Genomic DNA, 20591 nt, shown 5'->3' with positions numbered 1-20591 from the left:
CTATGGACACATAAAAGGATTTATATAACTTAAGCTACATAAAAATACACATATAACATAGTTATGAAACAACAGGGGTGATTGGTTTGGTTAATTGGACTGCGGCATTTGTGGGATTCATACTCGCTGTTATCCTTTCAAATGTTTTCGGTTATTTCATGGGTTTTGTTGGAATAAGTATTGGATTGTTCATTGCAGGGATAGTTGTAGGACTCATGGTAGGAGGTGGAGTTCTCACTGGATTTGGTAATGGACTTGTTGCAGGAGCATTTGGTGCAATAGTGATCTCCATCATATTATTAATAGGTGGAACAATTACTGCTGGACTCGTAGGATTTGGTGTTGCAGCTGCAGCATCTATTGTATGGATCCTAACCATCTTCGTTACCAGTGGATTTGTGGTGGGAGTTGGTGGTGCAATAGGATCACTTATTAGTGGTAAAAACTAAACTTTTTTTTAACTTTTTTTTACAAATTAAATGGAGATTTTTGCAGTGATAATTTATCCAGATAACAGCATGTTCACGAGTCAGTCATTTATTATTGTCATACTCTTTCTAGTTATACTTCAACTTAGAGAAAGAAGGGTCAAACCATTGGGTTTAATGATCATGCCAGTGGTCATGTTTTTTATATCCATATTTTTAGTGGATGAAGTTCTATTCACTAGTTTATTGAATTTTATTTTGATAGTTGGCGGTTTCATTTTAGGAACAATAATAGGCTACGTAGTGGCCTCATTTATGAAGGTGAAGCTGGATAAAGACGGCAATGTCGTGATGAAGGGGTCTGTTCTAGCTGTTGCAGTGTGGGTTCTCGTGATAATTTTAAAATTTTATGGAGAACAAACCTTAGGATCCGCACATTACATCGACTTCAATGTTTTGACTTCAATTTTTATTATGATGACCTTAGGGGCCATGATCTCACGCAGACTCATAATTTATAGAAGGTACAGGGAACATAAGCTCATGATAAAAAAAGCAAAGGAATGAAATCAGATTATTGTGTGATCTATGAGTTTTAACTTCTTTTTCTTGATTTAATTATTTTTGATGCGAATATGGCTGCTCCAAATCCATTGTCTATGTTTACGACTGCAATACCTGGAGCACAAGATTGTAGCATAGCATAAAGTGCTGTGAACCCTCCTTCACCAACACCGTAACCAACAGATGTTGGTACTCCGACCACTGGCACATCAACCAGTCCCGCAACAACGGATGGTAAAGCACCTTCCATTCCTGCAACAACAACGATCACTTCCACGTCAGCATCAAGCATTAACCTTATTTGGCTAAATAGTCTGTGAATTCCTGCAACACCCACATCGTAGGATTTCAAAACTTCACATCCAGATTCTTCTGCAACTATTCTTGTTTCTTCTGCTACAGGTATATCTGAAGTTCCTGCTGTTATTAAGCCGATTTTACCAATTTTTTTTACTTCTTGTGTTCTGATAACCAAAATTCTTGCCTTTTGGTTGTATTCAATGGCCATATTTGGGGTCAGAACTTGGTTGATTCCTTCTTCCATCTGTTGGTAACGCTTATTAGTGAGTCTGGTGACGATGATTCCGTTGTTGGAGCTGCTTTTAATTATTTTGAGTAATTCTGCATCGTCTTTACCCTCGGCAAACACTGCTTCAGGAATCCCAGTTCTCAGTTCTCTGTGGATGTCCATCTTTGCAAAATCTTCTAATTCAACTATATGATCGTTTCTGAGCATTTTTTCAGCTGATTCAACTGAAATTTCACCATTTTTAAGTTTTTGAAGTATATCCTTCATTTTTTCCCTCTAAAAATTAAGCTAGATTTCATCCAGGTTAATATTATATCTTTGAATTTAATTAATGTTGAGGCCATATTTTACCAAGTTTTACAATGGGGTATTATATTGTAGGAGATATAAAATTAAGTACTAGGTTTGCAGGTGATACTATGTCAAAACTTTCAGACGAAGATAAAGCATTTGAACAAAGCTTAAAGGGTAAAATGGGATGGAAATGTTCCTGTTCATTGGATATTGTCGATAAAAAATGTTCTTTGAAAGAAGTTGTTTGTAAAGGGTGTGGAAAAACCTTTAAAACAAATAGTGACGCTAATTATTGTTTTGATTGTGCAAAAAAGATTAAATAATGAATTGACTCCTATTTTTACAAATTTTTTACTATGAGTACATTATTTTTTAAAAATTACTATAATGTTCATTTAATTATAATATTATGATTATTTTGTTTAACTAATTGTGGTATGTTTGGTATTAAATTTAGTAATTATACTAAAATTTGGTTCTCCTACTCATTTTGATCCAAATGTTTATATAACATGAGATTCAATTGTATGTTGTCGGAAAGAGGCTTCCTTCTTCCGATACTACACACTTCAAAATAGAAGTTGATGAATGAAAATTTTTAAAAAAAATTTAAAGAGGTTAAAATGGTTAAGAAAATTGCTGAATATGGTAAAACTGAACTTGAAAGGTCCAAAACAAAAACAGGTCCCACTGAAGCCACGGCACATTTTCACATCAAAAACTCAATGGTTCGTGGATCTATGCTTCAGATTAAATCCAAAGAAAATCTTTTAGTAGAAAACCTGCAAACCAAGATAGAAAAATCAAACATTGTAGAAAAAAACATCTACAAAGGTGTTGTTGAGTATTTAGAATGTATTAACCTCAGTGGAGATTAAATCTAAAGATATTTTGAATTTATATATTATTTTGGACTTAATTCGCTACAGATAGTCGATTATTGGAGGAATCATAATGAAAATGATCAGAGCAATTATAAGACCTGAAAGGGTTGAAAACGTCGTTGACGCACTTGATAAGGCTGGATTTGTAGCCATGACTAAAATGGAAGTTATTGGCCGTGGAAAACAAAAGGGTATACAGCTTGAAAATATTTACTACGATGAAATACCCAAAACAATGCTGATGTTGGTGGTAGAGGATGAAAAAGCCGATAAAATCGTAGAAATAGTCACAGACACATCTTACACAGGAAACTTTGGAGATGGAAAGATATTCGTAAGCCCTGTTGATGAAGCTTACACTGTAAGAACAAGAAGCAGCAGTTTATAGGGTTTAAAAAATAAGGATGTTTTAGAAATGAAAGAAATTACCGCTATTATACGCCCAAAAAAGGTGACAAGGACTAAAGAAGTCTTAGATTCATTAGGATTTCCTGCAATGAATGCATCAAGAGTAATGGGAAGGGGAAAACAAAGGGCGATCCTTGATGAGGTTAACTTTGAAATTGATGATCCTGCTCTGCTTGAAATGGAGGGTGCCATGAAGTACATACCAAAGAGAATGATTTCATTGGTTGTACCAGACGAAGAAGTGGCGTTGGTTGTTCAGGCCATTATTAAAGTAAACCACACAGGACAAATAGGTGATGGCAAGGTGTTTGTAAGCCCTATTGAAGAGGCGTTCAGGGTTAGAACATCTGAACAGGGCGATAATGCGATTACTTAAAAAAATAGGATTTATCTGTAAAAATATTTCAACATATTCGATTTATAACAATTAGGAGAATTATTAAATGCCTTACAAACTTTTAGAAGTGGATAAAAAGATCCCTCAAAGAAAAAATCATGTCTATGTAAAGCATTGCTCAGACCCAGATGACGAAATTCCAGATTGCAACACTAAAACAGTGCCTGGATCAATGTCAGAAAGGGGATGTGCATTTGCAGGAGTGAAAGGAGTTATCACCGGAGCCATAAAAGATGTTATACACGTGGTTCATTCACCAATAGGTTGTACAAGCTACGGATACGGTACCAAAAGATACCCAACAACACCAGACATGCCCAATGGAGAGAAGTTTCCAATAGAAAACTTCAACCTCAAGTACATACTGGGTACAGATCTTCAAGAATCTGATGTGGTTTTTGGAGGAATGAAGAAGTTAAAAAAATCAATAATTGAAGCTCATAAAGAATTTCCAGAAGCAACTGCAATTTACACCTACTCAACATGTACAACCGGATTAATTGGAGATGATCTGGATGCAGTAGCTAAGGAAGCATCAGAAGAACTTGGAATTCAGGTAGTTGCATTCAATGCACCAGGATTCTGTGGACCCAGCCAATCAAAGGGACATCACGTAGGAAACTTGACTTTGTTCGAGAACCTTGTAGGTACCAAGGAGCCACTCGAAACAACACCCTATGATGTGAATCTCATAGGCGAATACAACATCGATGGAGACCTTTGGATAATTAAAGAGTATCTAGAGGAAATGGGAATCAACCTGCTGAGCAAATTCACTGGAGACTGTAGTCACGATGAAATATGCTGGATGCACAGGGCAAAATTAAGCCTGGTTAGGTGCCAGAGGTCCGCTACCTACATTGCAGATCTCATAGAAGAGAAGTACGGTGTTCCATACATCAAGGTTGACTTTTTCAGTACCAAGTACTGTGCAGAAAACCTTAGAACAATAGGCAAATATTTCGGGCTTGAAGAAGAGGCAGAAAAGGTAATTGAATCCCGAATGGAAAAGGTTGCCCCTGAAATTGAATTTTACAAGTCTAAATTACAAGGAAAAAGAGTATTTATATTCTCTGGAGGTCCAAAGAGTTATCACTTGTCAAAACCACTTGAAGAAGAACTGGGAATGGAAACTGTTGCTGTAGCATCTCAATTTGAACATAAAGATGGATATGAAAAGATGAAAAGCCGTGTTAAGGAAGGCACACTCATAGTGGACGATCCAAACTCTTTAGAATTTGAAGAGATTATCCAGGTGTACAAACCAGATCTAATACTGGCCGGTGTAAAAGAGAAATATTTGGCTCATAAATTAGGAGTACCATGTTTATTGATCCATTCATATGAGAACGGACCTTACATGGGCTTTGAAGGATTTGTAAATCTTGCCAAGGATATGTACAGGAATATTTACAGTCCAGTATGGAATATGTTGGAGTTTGAAGAAGAACCCGCAGTTGGGGAAAACACAGAAGTCCAGGAAGATTCATCTGAAAAACAGGAAAACAAACCAGAAAATACAGGGGAGTTGGCATAATGAGTTGTGTGAATGTTATTGAAAAGGATAGGAATGTAATTATAAATCCTCTCAAAACTTGCCAGCCACTCGGAGCCATGTTCGCAGTTACTGGCATTAACAAAGGATTTCCAATAGTTCATGGTTCCCAAGGATGTTCTGCATTTGTAAGATATGGATTTGCAAGACATTTCAGAGAACCATCAGAAATAGCTGTTACAGCTTTACACGAAGATGCAGCAGTGTTTGGAGGAAGAACAAATTTGGTGTCAGGTATTGAAAACCTTGCCTTGAGGTTCGATCCTGATGTGATAGGGATAATCACCACATGTTCAAGTGAGATCATAGGTGACGATGTTTATGGATTTGCAGACACAGCCCGTGGAAATTTGAAGGAAAAGCTTGGGGAAGCTGCAGACAAGATCGAAATCATACCAATAAACACACCAAGTTTTGTTGAGAGTCATTACAAGGGATACGACAATGCAATCAATGCACTGGTAAATCACCTAGCACGTAAGGATGAACCCAACGAGAAAGTGAACATAATTCCAGGAATAATAAATCCTGGGGATATCCGGGAGTTAAAACATATGTTGGCTTCAATGGATACCGATGGAATATTCCTCACCGATATTTCAGATCCATTCGATGCACCACTTAGACCTTCAAAGACCAAAGAAATTCCGTACTATCCAAAGGGCGGAACAACAATAGATGAACTAAGGGACAGTGCCAACAGTTTAGGAACAGTTTCAATCTGTAAGTATGCAGGTTCGGGAGCAACATCCCTTGAACGGGAGCACAAAGTACCATCAGCAATTGAAACACCGCCAATCGGTATACAAAACACAGATCAATTCGTGAGAAACGTCTCGAAATTCACAGGAAATTCAGTTTCAGAAGAACTTCTAGATGAACGTGGAATGCTCGTAGATTCAATGGCAGACAATGCAGCAAGATACCTGTATGGCCGTAAAGTTGCAATTTACGGAGATCCAGATCTAACAACTGGAATGGCCAGATTTGTTGGTGAACTTGGAATGGAACCAACCATGGTATGTACAGGTGTTAAATATCCTGATTTCAACCCTGACATGGAGAAAATTTCCAAGGAATCAGGATCAGATATTGATGTGTTGTATGGTCAGGATCTGCGTGCAGTTGAAGTGTACCTGAAGGAAAACCCTGTGGATCTATTGATAGGAAACTCTGATGGAAGGTTAATAGCATTAGATCTTGACATTCCACTCATCAGAATGGGATTCCCTGTCTACGATCGTGTTGGCTACCAGAGACAATCAGTATTAGGTTACAGGGGAGGCCTGTACCTGATGGATCTAATTACCAACACAGTCTTGGAGAAGTACTACGAACCTACCCACTGGAAGCTACAACAGTAAAATTACACTCTATTTTTTTTTAGGGGTTTAAGATCTCGCGATCTGTATTTATCATGATTAATATGATATTGGAGGATATCCCGTGATCTGTTGAATATTCGGAAGATATCCTAGTGTCTGAAGAATATTTTGAGTTATGGCAATGAATAAATTAAAAAAAATATAGGATTGAGTAAAAATGGAACCAGTTATCGAAACATTTGAATCCCGTAAATCGCACATGTGTGTGAAAGGAGATGGAATATCGATCCCTGTTTGTGATAAGGCAAGCTTACCCGGCACCGTAACTCAAAGAACTTGTGTATATGGTGGTGCTAGGATAGTGCTCATGCCAATTACAGATTCGATACATCTTGTGCATGGACCTATAGGATGTGCTGCTTGTACTTGGGACATCAGGGGAAGTAAATCTTCAAGGGAAGATCTTTACAAAAAAGGTTGTTCAACAGACCTTCAAGAAACAGACATCGTGTTTGGAGGAGAAAAAAAGTTATTTGAAACCGTCATAGAACTTAACAAATTATACCATCCTGGGGCCATATTCGTGTACGCCACATGTGTTGCAGGTATAATTGGGGATGATATTAAGGCAGTTTGTAAAAAAGCTGAAGAAATTACAGGATGCCGAGTTATACCAGTTCAATCAGAAGGTTATCAAAATCACAATAAAACCAAGGGCCACTGGATTGGTGGTGATGCCCTTTTGGATTATGTCATAGGTACAAAGGAGCCTGAAAAAACCACACCTTTTGACATAAACATTGTTGGAGAATTCAATGTTGCAGGTGATCTGTGGGGAATCAAACCTTTGATCGAAGCAATGGGAATCAACATCATAAGCACCCTCACAGGAGATTCTCATGTTGATGAAATTGCCCAGGCACACCGAGCTAAACTGAATATTGTGCAGTGTCAAAAATCTTCCAACTACGTTGCAAAGAAAATGGAAGAAAGGTACGGAATACCATTCATCAAGGTCAACTTCTTTGGCCTGGAACAGACAGTAAATTCCCTGAGGGATATAGCTGACTTCTTTGGAGATCCTGAAATGATCGAACGAACTGAAGAGATCATAGCTAATGGATTGAAAGAAGTTGAACATAAAACCGATGAATATAAAAAGAGGCTCAAAGGAAAAACAGTTGCTTTATACGTCGGTGGAAACAAAGCATGGTCTCTTGTCAGGGCATTTGAAGAACTGGGCATGGATGTCATGATGTCCGGAACAAAAAATGGAATCAAAGAAGATTACGAGAGAATTAAAGAAACAGTAAAGGATGGAACCATCATAGTGGACGATGCCAATTCAACTGAACTTGCAAGACTCTTAAAGAAGTACAAACCAAATCTTCTCATATCTGGGGCCAAAGAGAAATATATCTCACTTAAACTTGGCATACCATTTTGCGACTTTAACCACGATAGAATATCTGCATTTGCGGGATTCAGAGGCTTTGTAAGTTTTGCAAAGGAAGTTGATGCTTCTGTTTCAAGTCCTGTGTTTAATTTAAGTTCAGAATTGGGAGGTGGACTAAATGGAACATGATAAAAAATTTTCAGTTGTCAACCCATCAAAAATGTGCCAGCCAATGGGAGCTGTACAGGCACTTCTGGGTGTAAACGACACCATGCCAATAATCCATGGATCACAGGGTTGCAGTACCTACATAAGATTCCAGTTAACAAGACATTTCAGAGAACCTATAGAAGTTGCCTCCACGTCCATGAGTGAAAAAACAGTCATTTACGGTGGAGAATTTAATTTAATGAAGGCTTTAAAAAATGTATCCGAAAAACAAAGCCCTAAACTGATAGCAGTCACATCCAGCTGTCTTACAGAAACAATTGGGGAAGATATGGAGGGTATCATAGAAAAATTTAAGGATGCAAATTTTGACAAAAATCTGCCAATAATTGTCCCAATTTCCACTCCAAGCTATGTTGAATCACATGTTGAGGGTTACAACAGAACCATCAAGGCATTGGTCGAGAATCTAGCTGAACCTTCCACACCCAACGGTAAAATAAACATAATCAATGGAATATTATCGCCTGCAGACGTTAAAAATGTTAAACAGTTATTAAACGATTTGCACTGTCCAAACATCATGCTAACAGATACATCTGAAAACCTTGATGCTCCACTTTCTGAAGAAGCATTGGGTTTGTACAAGGATGGTACCACCATTGAAGAAATTCAAGATACAGCCAATTCATTGGGAACCATTTCAATATCCAAACACGCAGATTCAGCAGCCAAATTCTTAGAACAGAAATATGGTGTAAGATCTGTTTCAGGACCGCTCCCACTGGGAATAGAAAATACAGATCAATTCGTAAATAATGTATGTGAACTCACCGGTCTTGAAGTACCAGAATCTGTTAAAAAAGATCGTGGTAGACTACTAGATGCCATGGTAGATGCCCATTCCTACAATTACCACAGAAAGGTTGCAATATTTGGAGATCCAGATTTTGTCTCGGGAATGACACGTTTCACAAGCGAAATGGGAATGACACCCACAGTGGTGTGTACAGGGGCTAAAAGCAACAAATTTAGCGAAGACATAGATTTAATTGCAACTCAAAAGGGAATAGATCCAGTGGTACTTGCAGGAAACGATCTGTATGATATGCATCGAGAAATCAAGGATGTTGGAGCAGACATTTTATTGGGTAACTCATATGGAGCAAGTATAGCCGAAGAAGAGAAAATACCTTTGTTCAGAGTAGGATTCCCAATATTTGATAGAATGGGTGCTCAAAGAATATCCACATTGGGTTACAATGGTGGAACTGAATTTGTGGACAGACTCACCAATACACTACTGGATTTCTACTACGATGAGGCAGGATATGAGCTAGAAAAGTCTGAAGAAATAGCTGATGAAGAACTGTTTGCAGAGGGAGAATTAATATGAAAATAGCGGTGGCATCATCCAACGGAAAAATTATCGATCTGCATTTTGGAGATGCAGATCGATTCATAATCTTTGAATTAAAAGACGGTGAAGGAGAATTCAGTGAAATAAGAGAAAAAAATGGCATGAATATTGATAATCATCAAGAAAGATGGTTGGCTTCTTTAGATCTTGTTGAAGATTGCAAGGCAGTTCTTTGCAGTAAAATAGGTAAAGAACCGTCTATTGAACTGATGAAACTCGGAATCAAACCAATTAAATTGGATTGTAATGTTAGGGAAGCAGTCAAATCTTGTGCTGAACATCTGGTGTGCTGAAAAACAGTAAAATTGAATAATCAGCCCACAGATGTAAATTTTTTTTAATATTTTCAATTAGAACGTGAAATTAGGGTTGAATCAAATAAGAAGTTTTAAAGGGTGATATGATATGATCATGGTTGAAATTGCCTTGGATCATGCTAAATGTAAAGGAAAGGAATGTGGGATATGTGCATATATTTGCCCCACAAATGTTTTCGCAATCAAAGACAGTGAAGTTTTGGTAAACTCTCCCCAATACTGTAAATTGTGCTATGAATGTTTAGAGACATGCCCAACAGCAGCATTAAAAATCAAAAAAACAGAAGGAAACTGTGTTTAATTAACTTATTAGTTTAAGCACATTTTTAAAAAAAAACAAATTAGATCCAAATTATACGTTCTAAATGGAAATTATATTTCTAATGTTTTAAACTATCAACCCACATTAAATCAACAGATAACTGGTATTATATTAATTAAGATATGTTAGTCCCAAATTATCATAAATTTTTTTTTTAACAATTGTAGATGTTAAGATGTTTCTACAAATTTAGCCTCTAACTGTTTATGGACATAAGAAAACTGATACATCATTTTCCCATGGATCAATTTTTCAAATCTAGCAAAACTTAAAATGTTCAATCATCCTAATAATGGATAAGTATTGATCTATTTGATAAAAATTCTAAATTAAATCAGAATATTACAACCAGTTAATTAGGATAATCAACCGGGAAAAGAACATGATAACAGTAAATGAAGAATTATGCAAGGGATGTAACATTTGTAAGGAGTTTTGTCCACATAATGTCTACGAAGAATCAAAAGCCCTTAACAAGAAGGGAATTAATGTTCCATGCCCTAAAAACAAGGAACAGTGTACTCAATGTGGATTATGTACTCTTTTATGTCCAGACCAAGCAATAAAAGTGGATGATGAGGATGAAGATTGAACAATATTTTATACAGGGTAATGAAGCATGCGCAAGGGGCGCTATACATGCCGGATGCAGATTCTTTGCAGGATACCCAATAACTCCTTCAACAGAAATAGCTGAAGATATGGCTGTATTCCTTCCGAAGGAAGGCGGTACATTTATTCAGATGGAAGATGAAATAGCTGCGCTGGGTGCAGTTATAGGTGCGGTATGGGGCGGTGTAAAAGGTATGACTGCCACATCAGGACCAGGATTTTCTCTCATGCAGGAACATATAGGTTATGCTACAATGACAGAAACTCCCCTTGTAATTGTTAACATGCAGCGAGGATCTCCATCAACAGGACAACCCACCATGGCATCACAAAGTGATATGATGCAGGCAAGATGGGGGTCCCATGGAGATTACGAGATAATAGCACTTTCACCATCATCTGTACAGGAATGCTTTGATTTTACTGTGAGAGCATTTAACCTTGCAGAGGAGTACAGAGTTCCTGTAATGGTCATGGCAGATGAGATTGTGGGGCACATGCGTGAAAAGATCACCATACCTGAAACAACAAATATAACCCCTAGAAAAATGCCTGATGAAAGTCCAGAAACTTTCCTACCATACAAGGCAGACCCTGAAGGCACATCAAAAATGCCTGCATTTGGAGATGGATACAAACTTCAAATAACAGGACTCACCCACGACGAAAGAGGATATCCGGATGCATCTAATCCTAAGACTCATTCAAAACTTGTTAATCGTCTGGTAAATAAAATTATAAAGAACACTGATAAATTAGCCTCTTATAAATCCTTTAACACTGAGGATGCCGATGTTATAATAGTATCTTACGGTGCACCATCAAGATCTGTGACCACTGCAGTTAAAAATGCACGAGAAGAAGGAATAAAGGCAGGATATATCAAACTGGAAACTGTTTGGCCTTTCCCAGAAGACATTTTAAGAAAGGTAGCAAAAAATGCTCAAAGGGTCATAGTTGTTGAGATGAACCTTGGACAAATATACCATGAAGTCCAGAGGGTTCTAAAGGATCATGATGTGGAGTTAATCCCTAAAATTGGCGGGGAAATGCATAAACCCGATGAAATACTCAAAATAATCGAAAAACAACAATAGGGAAAACAAGATCAAACTAATTAATTCAATATTTTAATTCAGGAGATGAAACGTATGGATAAAACGAATCAAAATCGTTTTATGAAATATCTGAGAACAGAAAGACTTCCCAACATATTCTGTCCAGGATGTGGAAATGGGACAGTAATGAATACATTTTTTAATGCTCTCGAACTGGCAGATATGGATTTTGACAATATAGCCTTGGTATCTGGAATAGGCTGTTCATCAAGAGTTCCGGGATACGTGGACTGTGATTCACTTCACACAACCCATGGAAGGCCAATTACCTTTGCAACCGGATTAAAACTAGCAAATCCTGATCTGGATGTGGTGGTGTTTACAGGTGACGGCGATGCTGCGGCAATTGGTGGAAACCATTTGATACATGGATCAAGAAGGAACATTGACATAACTGTCATATGCATAAATAACAGCATATATGGAATGACCGGTGGCCAAATCAGTCCTACATCACCAACAGGAAGTTATGGTAGTACTGCTCCATACGGGGCACTTGAAACTCCATTCAATCTCTCAAAACTCACTAAAGCAGCTGGTGCAACCTACGTTGCCAGATGGACAACAGCACATCCTGTTCAACTTTCTAATGCAATTAAGAAGGGTCTTAAGAACAAGGGATTCTCATTCATAGAAGCAATTTCACAGTGTCCAACTTACTTCGGACGAAAAAATAAGATGAAAACTGCGGTTGACATGATGCACTGGATGAAGGATCAGAGTGTTTTGAAACGTAAAGCAGATAAAATGGATCCATCAGAACTAGAGGATAAACTTATAATTGGGGAATTCGTAAACAAAACCGCCCCAGAATACACTGAAAAGTTCTGCGAACTTCTGGAGGATAACTGTGAATCGGGAAAACCTTCATCTGTAAGATCAGCATACAGGGTGGATTAAAATGCGTAAAGATATTAGAATAGCAGGATTTGGTGGTCAAGGAATTATTTTGGCCGGAATTGTAATTGGAAAGGCTGCTGCTCTTCACGATAACATATTTGCAGTTCAAACACAATCTTACGGTCCAGAAGCTCGTGGTGGTGCTTCCAGGACAGAAGTAGTGGTAAGTGATGAAGATGTGGACTATCCTAAGGTTCAAAGACCAGATATATTTGTTGCAATGTCACACACAGCTTTAATAGCTTACTTGGATGATTTAAAGGATGGTGGAACTTTAATAGTTGATCCAGACATGATAACCATGGATGAGATAATGCCTTTTGTTAAAGAACACAATATCCAACTTTACACTGCACCAGCAACTCGAACAGCGGCAGAGGAAATTGGAATAAGGATTGTTGCAAATATAGTTATGATAGGGGCAATCGTCGAGATAACCAAGGTTGTAACTGAGGAAGCTGCAAGGGCTGCAATAGCTGAAAGTGTTCCTCCAGGAACAGAGGATAAAAATCTCGCAGCATTCGATGCAGGCGTAAAACTTGCAAATTAGGAGGATTAAATGAAGATTCATGAATACATTGCCAAGGAAATTTTTAAAGCAGAGGGAATACCTGTACCTGCAAGCCAGATGGTTAAAAATTCAGAAGATGCACACAAAGCTGCCCTTGAAATAAATAAACCCGTGGCCATCAAATCACAGATCCTGGTCGGTGGTAGAGGTAAGGCAGGAGGAATACAATTTGCAACAGATCCAGATGAAGCACGTGATGTTTCCTCGAAAATTTTAGGTTCAACTGTTAAGGGTGAGTTAGTTGAAATGGTTCTGGTGGAAGAAAAATTGTCCATTGAATCTGAATTCTACGTGAGTGTAGTTCTGGATAGATCAGCTAAAAAACCACTCATCATGGCCAGCAGTTCCGGTGGCATGGAAATAGAAGAAGTTGCCACGGAAACACCCGAAAAAATTGTTAAATATTATATAAATAGTTTAGACGAATTTTTACCTTATCAAGGAAGGGAAATTGCCATAAAAATGGGAATTCCTAATGAGCTCATTTCCAAGGTTGGTGGGATAATATGGAAACTGGTACAAATATTTGACAAGTACGATGCAACCATAGCAGAGATTAACCCATTGGTACTCACCAAGGAAGGAATTATAGCTGCAGATGCTAAGCTGGATATTGATGACGACGCCTTATACAGGCAAAAAAAACTGGTTGAACTTGAAAATATCAAATCTGGAGAATTTGCATACGTGAAACTGGATGGAAACATTGCAGTGATAGGTAACGGTGCAGGATTAACCCTGAGTGGAATGGATATGTTAAAACTTTATGGGGGCGAACCAGCCACATTTCTTGACATAGGTGGCGGATCATCCAGAGAAAACATAGCAAAAGCACTCAACATAGTAATATCGGATCCTGATGTTAAAACAGTATTTTTAAATGTTTTAGGTGGAATCACAAGGGCCGATGATGTTGCAAGGGGAGTCCTTGATGTTATGAAAGAATCTGAAAGAAAAATACCCCTGGTAATTCGTTTAACTGGAACCAACGAAGAGGAAGGTCAGAAAATTCTTAAAGATGCAGGAGTTTCCTTCGAGACATCCATGGAAGCAGCGGCACAAAAGGCTGTTGAACTCTGTAGCACAAAAAATTAAAAAAACTCAAAGGTAACCAACATCACTTTTTTTTAAAGCTAGCATTATTTAAAAATACAAATCATCAAATAAACCTAGTTTTCCTAAGCCTTTAGTTCCATTATTCTCAACCCCGTCCTGAACGGGTCATGTGTTGCTTTGGCAGAGGGGGGTTCATTCCAAATCTGCCTAAACTTTTCTTTTAATGGACATGATATGTGCCACCACCAGTGCAGATAGTAAAATATAAATTATCATGGCAGCACCGTTAAATGACCTGTTAAATAGGAATAACCCGATTATACTCTGTGAAATGAAAGCAGTAAGTGCTCCAATTAACAATGCTTCCCTTCCAATATAATTTCTACTGCCTCCCAATCTTTTACTACGATACTCCCTTAGGATGTACAAACCTGTAACTGTGACGATCATTACCCAAGTCATGAGTGCAAACAAACCCAAGTATCCGAAGTCAAAGGCCACTCCAAAGATTCCTGGAAGCATGTAATCTATGGCATCCTTTTTAACAACAAGAACCCCTGCAAAAAGTGGGAATGGTAGGGTGAACATGTTGACAAAGTTCATGGGTAATGTGAGGTAACCATCTGAACCCCCCAAACATTTTGCACCCCAGTAACACGATCCAGGAACATGACCCCAAAGTGTTGTGTTATTGATTACCGTGACAAGACTGGGCATTGCAAATTCTTCAACCCTACTAATTCTTAACAAGGGACTGAGTATTGTGAAGTTCAAAATTCTGGATAAAACTTCCAACAGTCCAAAACCTGCTAATCCAGCTGCAATAACTGCAAAAACACGTTTAAGTGTTATCTGGGATGTTCGTTTGAAACTTCTGGAGATCAACAGAGTTCCAATAAACCATCCCAACAACCACAACAACAGGAAAGATCTATGCATCATTCCACCTGCAACTGCGATTATGAAGAAGAGAATAATTGCCAAGGTTTTAATTGATGCTGATCTGATCTCAAGCTCTGTTAAAAGGCTTGCTGAAGAAAAAAAGGTTACCCAAGCAAAAACTGCAAGGGGTCCAAATGGATGTGTGAATTCATGATGACTCACGAATGGAAGAAAAAGAAATATGGTATCTATTCCAAACAAAGCAGCAATAATAATGGTGAGCACCATCGAAAGGAACAAAACCAAACTGAGGGGTATGATGATGATGTTGAACATCAACAACACCGCAGCATGGATCAAGATAGCGATTTCTATTATGAACTGTAAATGATTTTCTGCAATTAACATTTGTATCGGTGATTCTGTGTTAGATTATTTTTGCGAGGTCTTTGAACTACTGGAATTCTATCTTAACATTCCATTTCAAAATTTATGAGCCACTTGACTGTCCGAGATCAGATTACTTACGTAGTTGATTATGCCTTGAACAAAACTCATGATCTGATCCAAAATTCCTCCGGACTGGGATGCCTGATTACTCACATTCTGGAGTTGTTTTTTAAAGTCAGTTAAACTAGCCTGTGCATTCTGTGAATCTGCTAAACTGTTAGCTATTTGCTGTGCTTGATCCTGTGTTAGATTGATATTCATAGTTGCAGCCACATTGTTCACTATTACCAAAATCTGATTGGTGTCTGTAATATTCTGTGCCTGAATCTGATCAGTCACATTTGAAAACAGATTTGAGATCTGATCTGGATTTTGTCCAGTTTGGTTTGCTATCTGAGTTTCGGTGTACAACTCTTGTGTAGCTGCTTTTTTAGCCTGGTCAGGAATTGGTGTTCCCACCGCAATTTCATAGGATCTTAAAACACCGGCCAGTGCTGCTTCTCCGGATGCAGATACTGGGGACGAAACAACCACGTAACCATTACTGATTCCTGTTGATTTTAAAGCATTTTCATACATTTTTGGGGTTACCACAGTTATTTTACTGGTATCTACCGAAACATTAATTCCTTTGTTGTAACTCAGATCCACCATGGCACACGAATAGATCTGGCTGGCTGGATAGGTTTTCCCTGTGATATTTGAGGAAATTGCGTTAACTTCAGATGCAGTAACAACCTTTGTTGCAGCATCTGAAACGTTTTTAGTGGTTTTTGTTTGGAAATAAGTGTCCATAGAATTTTTCCAATTGGAATTGCCATAGGTAGTTTCTCCATAGGTTATTGCAAATCCAGTTGCAGCGTAAATAGGACTCAGAATCATCAACACAAATATAAATCCAACTAAATACTTTTTCATAACGTATCACCACCAAAACATCTTGTTTTTTTAAATTTAATATACATCCTTCTCATATTATAGTTTATACTTATTAACCTTTGTCAAATTCGTGGTTCTGATGTCATCCAACGTTAAATACATCGTATCCCGACACACGAACCTTGATACTTTAGTGATTCACTTGAATAAAATCACATTAGGTAAAACAGTTTTCAAAAAAAGTCCAAAATTTGGAGTTTCATTCTATTAGTACCACCCTACTTTCATGGGCATGGTCTTTAACTTTTCTACCACAAAGGGCGGCGATGGATTCTGCAAACTCCAAAACTTCCTTGTTAGAGGGCATGTTGTCAAATGTTAATCTATCCCTTGAACTTCCAACGAACATGTATGCCTTAATTTCTATGAAGTCTGGATCAGTTTTCGTTATTATTTTAGCATACTCTTCAGGCAGCTGCATATTCAGATCTTTCACACAAGTTGTTCTAATCACTGTTCTGGAATTGAAGCTCTTCATGAGTTCTAAGGACTTGTTTAAAAGTTCCCATCCTCCGTTTATTTGGGGCTGACACACTTCGTTGTAAAGAGTTTTGTTTGGAGCATCCAAGGAAATATAAAGTTGTGTTGGTTCATCATCAAGATTTTCCAGTTTTTCAGGTGTCATTCCATTGGTCACGAGAAAAGTTGTGAAGTTTCTTCTGTTGAATTCCGAGATCAATTCATTGATATCTGGGTAGAGCATAGGTTCGCCAGCCAAGGATATGGCTGCATTTTTAGGATCCTGAGCTTCTTTAATCTTTTTCTTGTTAACACGTGCGTTGCCGAAGAAACCGCATAGAAGATTGCGCTGTGCTTCCACACAATCATCAATTACGGTTTTTGCATCATCAAACTCTTCATTCCATTCTGTTTTTGTGATTGAGGTATCTCTCCAACAGAATGAACATTTTTGATGGCAAAATGGAATGCTGGGAGACATCTGAAGACATCTGTGACTTTGGATACCGTAAAATTTTTCTTTGTAACACACCCCTTCGTCTACCAAACTCTTTTTAGTCCAGTGACATACCTTTGCAGCGGCATGTTTGTATTTGCCTGCAAACCTGTATCCTTTCTTTTCAAGGGCCTTAATTTCTCCTTCATTGAGTGATGTTTTCATGAGATTCAACTTCTTAATACAAATTTGATTATTTCAATTTCAAGTAACTCCATATATTATAGCTAGGTTCTAAATTAATTCTTCATTTATATATGGATGTTGGCCATCAGAAGATCACCACGACCTAATTATAATAATTGCGCTGATGTGGATAACAGGGATATGGGGCTTATAACTAGGTACAGACATGGTTCAAATCCTATTAAACTGTAATAAATGATTTTTAGTCCTTAACGATTATTTCATACAAGTTTTATACCAAAAATTTTTTAAGTATGGCAATAGAGAAAGATGATTATAAATTTCCCAATGCTTTTTTTGGAGGTTAAAAATGAATAATACCAAGAGAACTCCAATAGTAATCTTAAATTTCAAAACGTATCTAGAATCAACTGGAATAAATGCTGTCAACCTTGCAACAGCTTCTGAGATGGTTGCAGAAGAAACAGGTATCAACATGGTGGTTGCACCACAAAGTTCAGACATATACCAATTGTCTAACAAAGTTAACATACCTGTTTTTGCCCAGCACATCGATGCTGTGGATGCAGGTGGCCATACAGGAAGCACACTCATTGAATGTGTTAAAGAGGCCGGAGCAGATGGAAGTTTAATAAATCATTCTGAACAGAGAATGAAACTTGCTGATATTGATGTTGCAGTGAAAAAGCTTGCCCAAAAAAACATGGTTAGTGTGCTGTGCACAAACAATATCGAAACCAGTGCAGCAGTGGCCACATTGAAACCTGATTTTGTTGCCATCGAACCTCCGGAACTCATAGGATCAGGAATTCCAGTCTCCAAGGCCGAACCTGAAATTGTTGAGGGTACTGTAGAAGTAATCCACAAAATAGATCCAGAAATAAGTGTTCTTTGTGGAGCAGGAATATCAACGGGAGACGATATGAAGGCAGCAATGGATCTGGGTGCAGACGGTGTTTTACTCGCATCTGGAATTATCAAGGCCGATGATCCTAAAGAAGCCCTACTCAACCTTGTAAGCAAGATATAACAAATTTTTAGGGGAAACAATATTCAAACAATTAAACCAATACACAACGGTGAACAGATGTCACTTGATTTTTACACCATAGATGATTTTGATCTCGACGATAAAACTGTGCTGGTTAGGGTGGACATTAACTCTCCAGTAGACCCTTCAAGCGGACTCATATTAGATGACACACGAATAAAACTGCATGCTGAAACAATTGCCGAATTGTCAAAAAAGGGTGCCAAGACAGTGGTACTGGCCCATCAAAGTAGGCCTGGTAAAAAGGATTTTACAACACTTGAACAGCACGCTGATGCCCTTTCAAACATACTCAAACATGAAGTGGCATACGTGGATGATATTTTTGGGAGTCATGCCAGGAATGCCATTGGAAAAATGAAACGTGGGGATATTTTACTCCTAGAAAATGTCAGGTTCTATTCTGAAGAGATACTCAAACGAGATCCAAAACTTCAATCAGAAACACACATGGTTCAGAATCTAGCACCAATGGCTGATTACTTTGTTAACGATGCATTTGCAGCTGCCCACAGATCTCAGCCTTCTCTGGTTGGATTTGCCTTTGCTTTACCTTCAGCTGCGGGTCGTATTATGGAAAGAGAACTTAAGGCTTTGTACAATGCCATGAACAACGTTCAAAAACCTTGTATTTACGTACTTGGGGGCGTTAAAGTTGATGATTCCATCATGGTAATGGAAAATGTGCTTGAGAATGGAAGTGCAGATTACATCCTTACAACTGGTTTGGTTGCTAACATATTCCTATGGGGATCTGGCGTCAATATTCGGAAGTACAACAAGGAATTTATCGAGAAAAAGGGGTACTGTGATTTTGTAAGAAAATCTAAAAAGCTTCTTAAAAACTTCGGTGACCAGATTATACTCCCAAAGGATTTGGCTGTTTGCATGGGAGATAAGAGGGTTGAATTTTCAGTGGAAGACCTTCCAAATCAACCAATATTTGACATAGGTACAGAAACTATAAAGGAATATGCAGGTTACATTAGAAGGGCAAACACACTGTTTGCAAATGGACCTGCAGGAGTTTTTGAAAAGGACGATTTCAACATAGGCACAGACGACATTTTAAATGCCATAGCATCTTCACCAGGATTTTCCATCATTGGTGGTGGACATCTTGCAGCTGCAGCTAATCAGATGGGCTTGTCCAAGGGAATTAGTCATATAAGTAGCGGGGGTGGAGCTTCAATAAATCTGCTGGCAGGCGAGGATCTTCCTGTTGTCACAGTGTTGAGGGATCATGCCGCTAAAAAAATTTGAATGAAATTGTGGGTTATGGAAAAATTTTGTCCATTTTCTTACAAAATATTCCATAAAAATCCAAAGGGTTATAAAGGGGAAGAGTACTATAGGGAATGGTGTACTCATTACGGTACCAAACTTTGTATCCTGAATTCTAAAATGAAATCAAGGTGTTAAATAAACTAAGGGTAACCTTATAAATAATTGGGACATAACCCATAACTATTTAAGTTAATATTCCATATACCTAAAAATGCCTCGGTAGCTCAGTCTGGTGGAGCGCGAGACTTGTAATCTCGTGGTCGGGGGTTCAATTCCCTCCCGGGGCTCTAAGCCAGTTTAAAAACGGCTTGATAATCTTTCAATTGGGACCATAGGGTAGCTTGGTCGATCCTTTGGGCTTTGGGAGCCTGAGACTCCGGTTCAAATCCGGGTGGTCCCATCCATTATCCCGCCTTAGCTCAATTTGGCAGAGCATCGGACTGTAGATCCGAGGGTTGCTGGTTCAAGTCCGGCAGGCGGGATTTTGTTACATAATAACTTATCCCTTGAAATATTCCCATAGATGGGGAAGTAGCATACAAAAGTTTATATACTAGCAAACTTAAGTTTGTTTAGCGATAACTATATATAGTGGTGTAGGTATAATTTCTTATAC

The 20591-nt window shown here is 38.1% G+C and carries 25 protein-coding genes and 3 tRNA genes; 24 read left to right on the top strand and 4 right to left on the bottom strand.

From position 1 onward, the window contains the following. The first annotated feature begins 77 nt into the window (after positions 1 to 77). Together METBO_RS11995 and METBO_RS11990 are read left to right on the top strand one after the other, a co-directional pair. Entirely contained in the window at positions 78 to 449 is a 372-nt protein-coding gene (locus METBO_RS11995; protein ID WP_013645986.1) for a DUF5518 domain-containing protein, read from the top strand. A 45-nt stretch (positions 450 to 494) separates the two neighbouring features. Further along, on the top strand, positions 495 to 995 hold the full coding sequence (locus METBO_RS11990) for a CcdC protein domain-containing protein (RefSeq protein ID WP_013645985.1): 501 nt from the start codon (positions 495 to 497) through the stop codon (positions 993 to 995). A 28-nt stretch (positions 996 to 1023) separates the two neighbouring features. On the opposite strand, the gene larB is transcribed toward METBO_RS11990, so the two are convergent. Next, positions 1024 to 1788 (bottom strand): nickel pincer cofactor biosynthesis protein LarB, encoded by a 765-nt coding sequence (gene larB, locus METBO_RS11985; protein WP_013645984.1) that lies wholly within the window; start codon positions 1786 to 1788, stop codon positions 1024 to 1026. A gap of 152 nt (positions 1789 to 1940) precedes the next feature. Here larB and METBO_RS11980 point away from each other — a divergent pair, with 152 nt between their 5' ends. The 15 genes from METBO_RS11980 to sucC all read left to right on the top strand — a co-directional run bounded on the left by METBO_RS11980 (position 1941) and on the right by sucC (position 14303). Beyond that, the gene (locus tag METBO_RS11980; protein ID WP_048186471.1) at positions 1941 to 2138 is read left to right on the top strand and encodes a hypothetical protein; all 198 of its coding nucleotides are present in this window, start codon (positions 1941 to 1943) and stop codon (positions 2136 to 2138) included. A 300-nt stretch (positions 2139 to 2438) separates the two neighbouring features. Next, positions 2439 to 2693, top strand: coding sequence for a hypothetical protein (locus METBO_RS11975; RefSeq protein WP_013645982.1), 255 nt, complete (start codon positions 2439 to 2441; stop codon positions 2691 to 2693). 76 nt (positions 2694 to 2769) lie between these two features. Further along, positions 2770 to 3087, top strand: a complete 318-nt coding sequence (locus METBO_RS11970; protein WP_013645981.1) for a P-II family nitrogen regulator — start codon at positions 2770 to 2772, stop codon at positions 3085 to 3087. 27 nt (positions 3088 to 3114) lie between these two features. Then, complete coding sequence (locus METBO_RS11965) at positions 3115 to 3483, top strand: P-II family nitrogen regulator (RefSeq protein WP_013645980.1); 369 nt, start codon at positions 3115 to 3117, stop codon at positions 3481 to 3483. Between the two features lie 67 nt (positions 3484 to 3550). Beyond that, positions 3551 to 5041, top strand: coding sequence for a nitrogenase subunit alpha (locus METBO_RS11960; RefSeq protein ID WP_013645979.1), 1491 nt, complete (start codon positions 3551 to 3553; stop codon positions 5039 to 5041). Continuing rightward, on the top strand, positions 5041 to 6423 hold the full coding sequence (locus tag METBO_RS11955; RefSeq protein WP_013645978.1) for a nitrogenase component 1: 1383 nt from the start codon (positions 5041 to 5043) through the stop codon (positions 6421 to 6423). The genes METBO_RS11960 and METBO_RS11955 overlap by 1 nt, the downstream gene beginning before the upstream one ends. Positions 6424 to 6601: 178 nt before the next feature. Further along, positions 6602 to 7969, top strand: a complete 1368-nt coding sequence (nifE, locus tag METBO_RS11950) for a nitrogenase iron-molybdenum cofactor biosynthesis protein NifE (RefSeq protein ID WP_013645977.1) — start codon at positions 6602 to 6604, stop codon at positions 7967 to 7969. Continuing rightward, the gene (locus tag METBO_RS11945; protein WP_013645976.1) at positions 7959 to 9344 is read left to right on the top strand and encodes a nitrogenase component 1; all 1386 of its coding nucleotides are present in this window, start codon (positions 7959 to 7961) and stop codon (positions 9342 to 9344) included. The genes nifE and METBO_RS11945 overlap by 11 nt, the downstream gene beginning before the upstream one ends. Then, a complete protein-coding gene (locus tag METBO_RS11940) occupies positions 9341 to 9661 on the top strand; it encodes a NifB/NifX family molybdenum-iron cluster-binding protein (RefSeq protein WP_013645975.1) in 321 nt (106 codons plus the stop codon). Before METBO_RS11945 ends, METBO_RS11940 begins: the two co-directional genes overlap by 4 nt. Positions 9662 to 9773: 112 nt before the next feature. Continuing rightward, a complete protein-coding gene (locus METBO_RS11935) occupies positions 9774 to 9986 on the top strand; it encodes a 4Fe-4S dicluster domain-containing protein (RefSeq protein WP_013645974.1) in 213 nt (70 codons plus the stop codon). A 403-nt stretch (positions 9987 to 10389) separates the two neighbouring features. Beyond that, positions 10390 to 10599 carry a 4Fe-4S dicluster domain-containing protein gene (locus tag METBO_RS11930; RefSeq protein ID WP_013645973.1) on the top strand — a complete coding sequence of 70 codons (210 nt, stop codon included), beginning with the start codon at positions 10390 to 10392 and terminating at the stop codon, positions 10597 to 10599. Then, positions 10589 to 11716, top strand: coding sequence for a 2-oxoacid:acceptor oxidoreductase subunit alpha (locus tag METBO_RS11925; RefSeq protein ID WP_013645972.1), 1128 nt, complete (start codon positions 10589 to 10591; stop codon positions 11714 to 11716). The genes METBO_RS11930 and METBO_RS11925 overlap by 11 nt, the downstream gene beginning before the upstream one ends. Before the next feature lie 54 nt (positions 11717 to 11770). Beyond that, on the top strand, positions 11771 to 12637 hold the full coding sequence (locus METBO_RS11920) for a 2-oxoacid:ferredoxin oxidoreductase subunit beta (RefSeq protein ID WP_013645971.1): 867 nt from the start codon (positions 11771 to 11773) through the stop codon (positions 12635 to 12637). A 1-nt stretch (position 12638) separates the two neighbouring features. Beyond that, complete coding sequence (locus METBO_RS11915; protein ID WP_013645970.1) at positions 12639 to 13187, top strand: 2-oxoacid:ferredoxin oxidoreductase subunit gamma; 549 nt, start codon at positions 12639 to 12641, stop codon at positions 13185 to 13187. A 9-nt stretch (positions 13188 to 13196) separates the two neighbouring features. Next, complete coding sequence (gene sucC, locus METBO_RS11910) at positions 13197 to 14303, top strand: ADP-forming succinate--CoA ligase subunit beta (RefSeq protein WP_013645969.1); 1107 nt, start codon at positions 13197 to 13199, stop codon at positions 14301 to 14303. A gap of 168 nt (positions 14304 to 14471) precedes the next feature. Here the strand turns inward: sucC and METBO_RS14100 are convergent, their stop codons facing one another. After that, positions 14472 to 15014: a hypothetical protein gene (locus METBO_RS14100; protein WP_320406854.1), complete on the bottom strand. Its 543-nt coding sequence runs from the start codon at positions 15012 to 15014 to the stop codon at positions 14472 to 14474. A gap of 13 nt (positions 15015 to 15027) precedes the next feature. Between METBO_RS14100 and METBO_RS14095 the strand changes: the two genes are divergently transcribed. After that, positions 15028 to 15360, top strand: coding sequence for a hypothetical protein (locus METBO_RS14095; RefSeq protein ID WP_320406853.1), 333 nt, complete (start codon positions 15028 to 15030; stop codon positions 15358 to 15360). A 27-nt stretch (positions 15361 to 15387) separates the two neighbouring features. Then, positions 15388 to 15537 (top strand): hypothetical protein, encoded by a 150-nt coding sequence (locus METBO_RS14090; protein WP_320406852.1) that lies wholly within the window; start codon positions 15388 to 15390, stop codon positions 15535 to 15537. A 92-nt stretch (positions 15538 to 15629) separates the two neighbouring features. Here the strand turns inward: METBO_RS14090 and METBO_RS11900 are convergent, their stop codons facing one another. Both METBO_RS11900 and twy1 read right to left on the bottom strand, forming a co-directional pair. Further along, complete coding sequence (locus METBO_RS11900) at positions 15630 to 16514, bottom strand: DUF1002 domain-containing protein (protein ID WP_013645967.1); 885 nt, start codon at positions 16512 to 16514, stop codon at positions 15630 to 15632. Positions 16515 to 16734: 220 nt separating this feature from the next. Next, a complete protein-coding gene (gene twy1 / locus METBO_RS11895) occupies positions 16735 to 17655 on the bottom strand; it encodes a 4-demethylwyosine synthase TYW1 (protein ID WP_013645966.1) in 921 nt (306 codons plus the stop codon). A 331-nt stretch (positions 17656 to 17986) separates the two neighbouring features. Here twy1 and tpiA point away from each other — a divergent pair, with 331 nt between their 5' ends. From tpiA to METBO_RS11870, 5 genes are all read left to right on the top strand, one after another. Next, the gene (gene tpiA / locus METBO_RS11890) at positions 17987 to 18667 is read left to right on the top strand and encodes a triose-phosphate isomerase (protein WP_013645965.1); all 681 of its coding nucleotides are present in this window, start codon (positions 17987 to 17989) and stop codon (positions 18665 to 18667) included. 57 nt (positions 18668 to 18724) lie between these two features. Beyond that, the gene (locus METBO_RS11885) at positions 18725 to 19951 is read left to right on the top strand and encodes a phosphoglycerate kinase (protein WP_013645964.1); all 1227 of its coding nucleotides are present in this window, start codon (positions 18725 to 18727) and stop codon (positions 19949 to 19951) included. A 237-nt stretch (positions 19952 to 20188) separates the two neighbouring features. Beyond that, positions 20189 to 20262: transfer RNA gene (locus tag METBO_RS11880), tRNA-Thr, on the top strand. A 38-nt stretch (positions 20263 to 20300) separates the two neighbouring features. Continuing rightward, a tRNA-Pro gene (locus METBO_RS11875) sits at positions 20301 to 20375 on the top strand. 8 nt (positions 20376 to 20383) lie between these two features. Continuing rightward, positions 20384 to 20457 (top strand) — tRNA-Tyr (locus METBO_RS11870). Positions 20458 to 20591: the final 134 nt, after the last annotated feature.

The sequence above is a fragment of the Methanobacterium lacus genome, from assembly GCF_000191585.1.
Lineage (GTDB): Archaea > Methanobacteriota > Methanobacteria > Methanobacteriales > Methanobacteriaceae > Methanobacterium_B > Methanobacterium_B lacus.
This window is presented reverse-complemented; position numbering and strand designations above follow the sequence as displayed.

What these genes read in the sequence shown, in the direction of transcription:
- larB (WP_013645984.1), bottom strand. Translation starts at nt 1,788, where the DNA reads ATGAAGGATATACTTCAAAAACTTAAAAATGGTGAAATTTCAGTTGAA.
- METBO_RS11980 (WP_048186471.1), top strand. Translation starts at nt 1,941, where the DNA reads ATGTCAAAACTTTCAGACGAAGATAAAGCATTTGAACAAAGCTTAAAG.
- METBO_RS11975 (WP_013645982.1), top strand. Translation starts at nt 2,439, where the DNA reads ATGGTTAAGAAAATTGCTGAATATGGTAAAACTGAACTTGAAAGGTCC.
- METBO_RS11970 (WP_013645981.1), top strand. Translation starts at nt 2,770, where the DNA reads ATGAAAATGATCAGAGCAATTATAAGACCTGAAAGGGTTGAAAACGTC.
- METBO_RS11965 (WP_013645980.1), top strand. Translation starts at nt 3,115, where the DNA reads ATGAAAGAAATTACCGCTATTATACGCCCAAAAAAGGTGACAAGGACT.
- METBO_RS11960 (WP_013645979.1), top strand. Translation starts at nt 3,551, where the DNA reads ATGCCTTACAAACTTTTAGAAGTGGATAAAAAGATCCCTCAAAGAAAA.
- METBO_RS11955 (WP_013645978.1), top strand. Translation starts at nt 5,041, where the DNA reads ATGAGTTGTGTGAATGTTATTGAAAAGGATAGGAATGTAATTATAAAT.
- nifE (WP_013645977.1), top strand. Translation starts at nt 6,602, where the DNA reads ATGGAACCAGTTATCGAAACATTTGAATCCCGTAAATCGCACATGTGT.
- METBO_RS11945 (WP_013645976.1), top strand. Translation starts at nt 7,959, where the DNA reads ATGGAACATGATAAAAAATTTTCAGTTGTCAACCCATCAAAAATGTGC.
- METBO_RS11940 (WP_013645975.1), top strand. Translation starts at nt 9,341, where the DNA reads ATGAAAATAGCGGTGGCATCATCCAACGGAAAAATTATCGATCTGCAT.
- METBO_RS11935 (WP_013645974.1), top strand. Translation starts at nt 9,774, where the DNA reads ATGATCATGGTTGAAATTGCCTTGGATCATGCTAAATGTAAAGGAAAG.
- METBO_RS11930 (WP_013645973.1), top strand. Translation starts at nt 10,390, where the DNA reads ATGATAACAGTAAATGAAGAATTATGCAAGGGATGTAACATTTGTAAG.
- METBO_RS11925 (WP_013645972.1), top strand. Translation starts at nt 10,589, where the DNA reads ATGAAGATTGAACAATATTTTATACAGGGTAATGAAGCATGCGCAAGG.
- METBO_RS11920 (WP_013645971.1), top strand. Translation starts at nt 11,771, where the DNA reads ATGGATAAAACGAATCAAAATCGTTTTATGAAATATCTGAGAACAGAA.
- METBO_RS11915 (WP_013645970.1), top strand. Translation starts at nt 12,639, where the DNA reads ATGCGTAAAGATATTAGAATAGCAGGATTTGGTGGTCAAGGAATTATT.
- sucC (WP_013645969.1), top strand. Translation starts at nt 13,197, where the DNA reads ATGAAGATTCATGAATACATTGCCAAGGAAATTTTTAAAGCAGAGGGA.
- METBO_RS14090 (WP_320406852.1), top strand. Translation starts at nt 15,388, where the DNA reads ATGGTATCTATTCCAAACAAAGCAGCAATAATAATGGTGAGCACCATC.
- METBO_RS11900 (WP_013645967.1), bottom strand. Translation starts at nt 16,514, where the DNA reads ATGAAAAAGTATTTAGTTGGATTTATATTTGTGTTGATGATTCTGAGT.
- twy1 (WP_013645966.1), bottom strand. Translation starts at nt 17,655, where the DNA reads ATGAAAACATCACTCAATGAAGGAGAAATTAAGGCCCTTGAAAAGAAA.
- tpiA (WP_013645965.1), top strand. Translation starts at nt 17,987, where the DNA reads ATGAATAATACCAAGAGAACTCCAATAGTAATCTTAAATTTCAAAACG.
- METBO_RS11885 (WP_013645964.1), top strand. Translation starts at nt 18,725, where the DNA reads ATGTCACTTGATTTTTACACCATAGATGATTTTGATCTCGACGATAAA.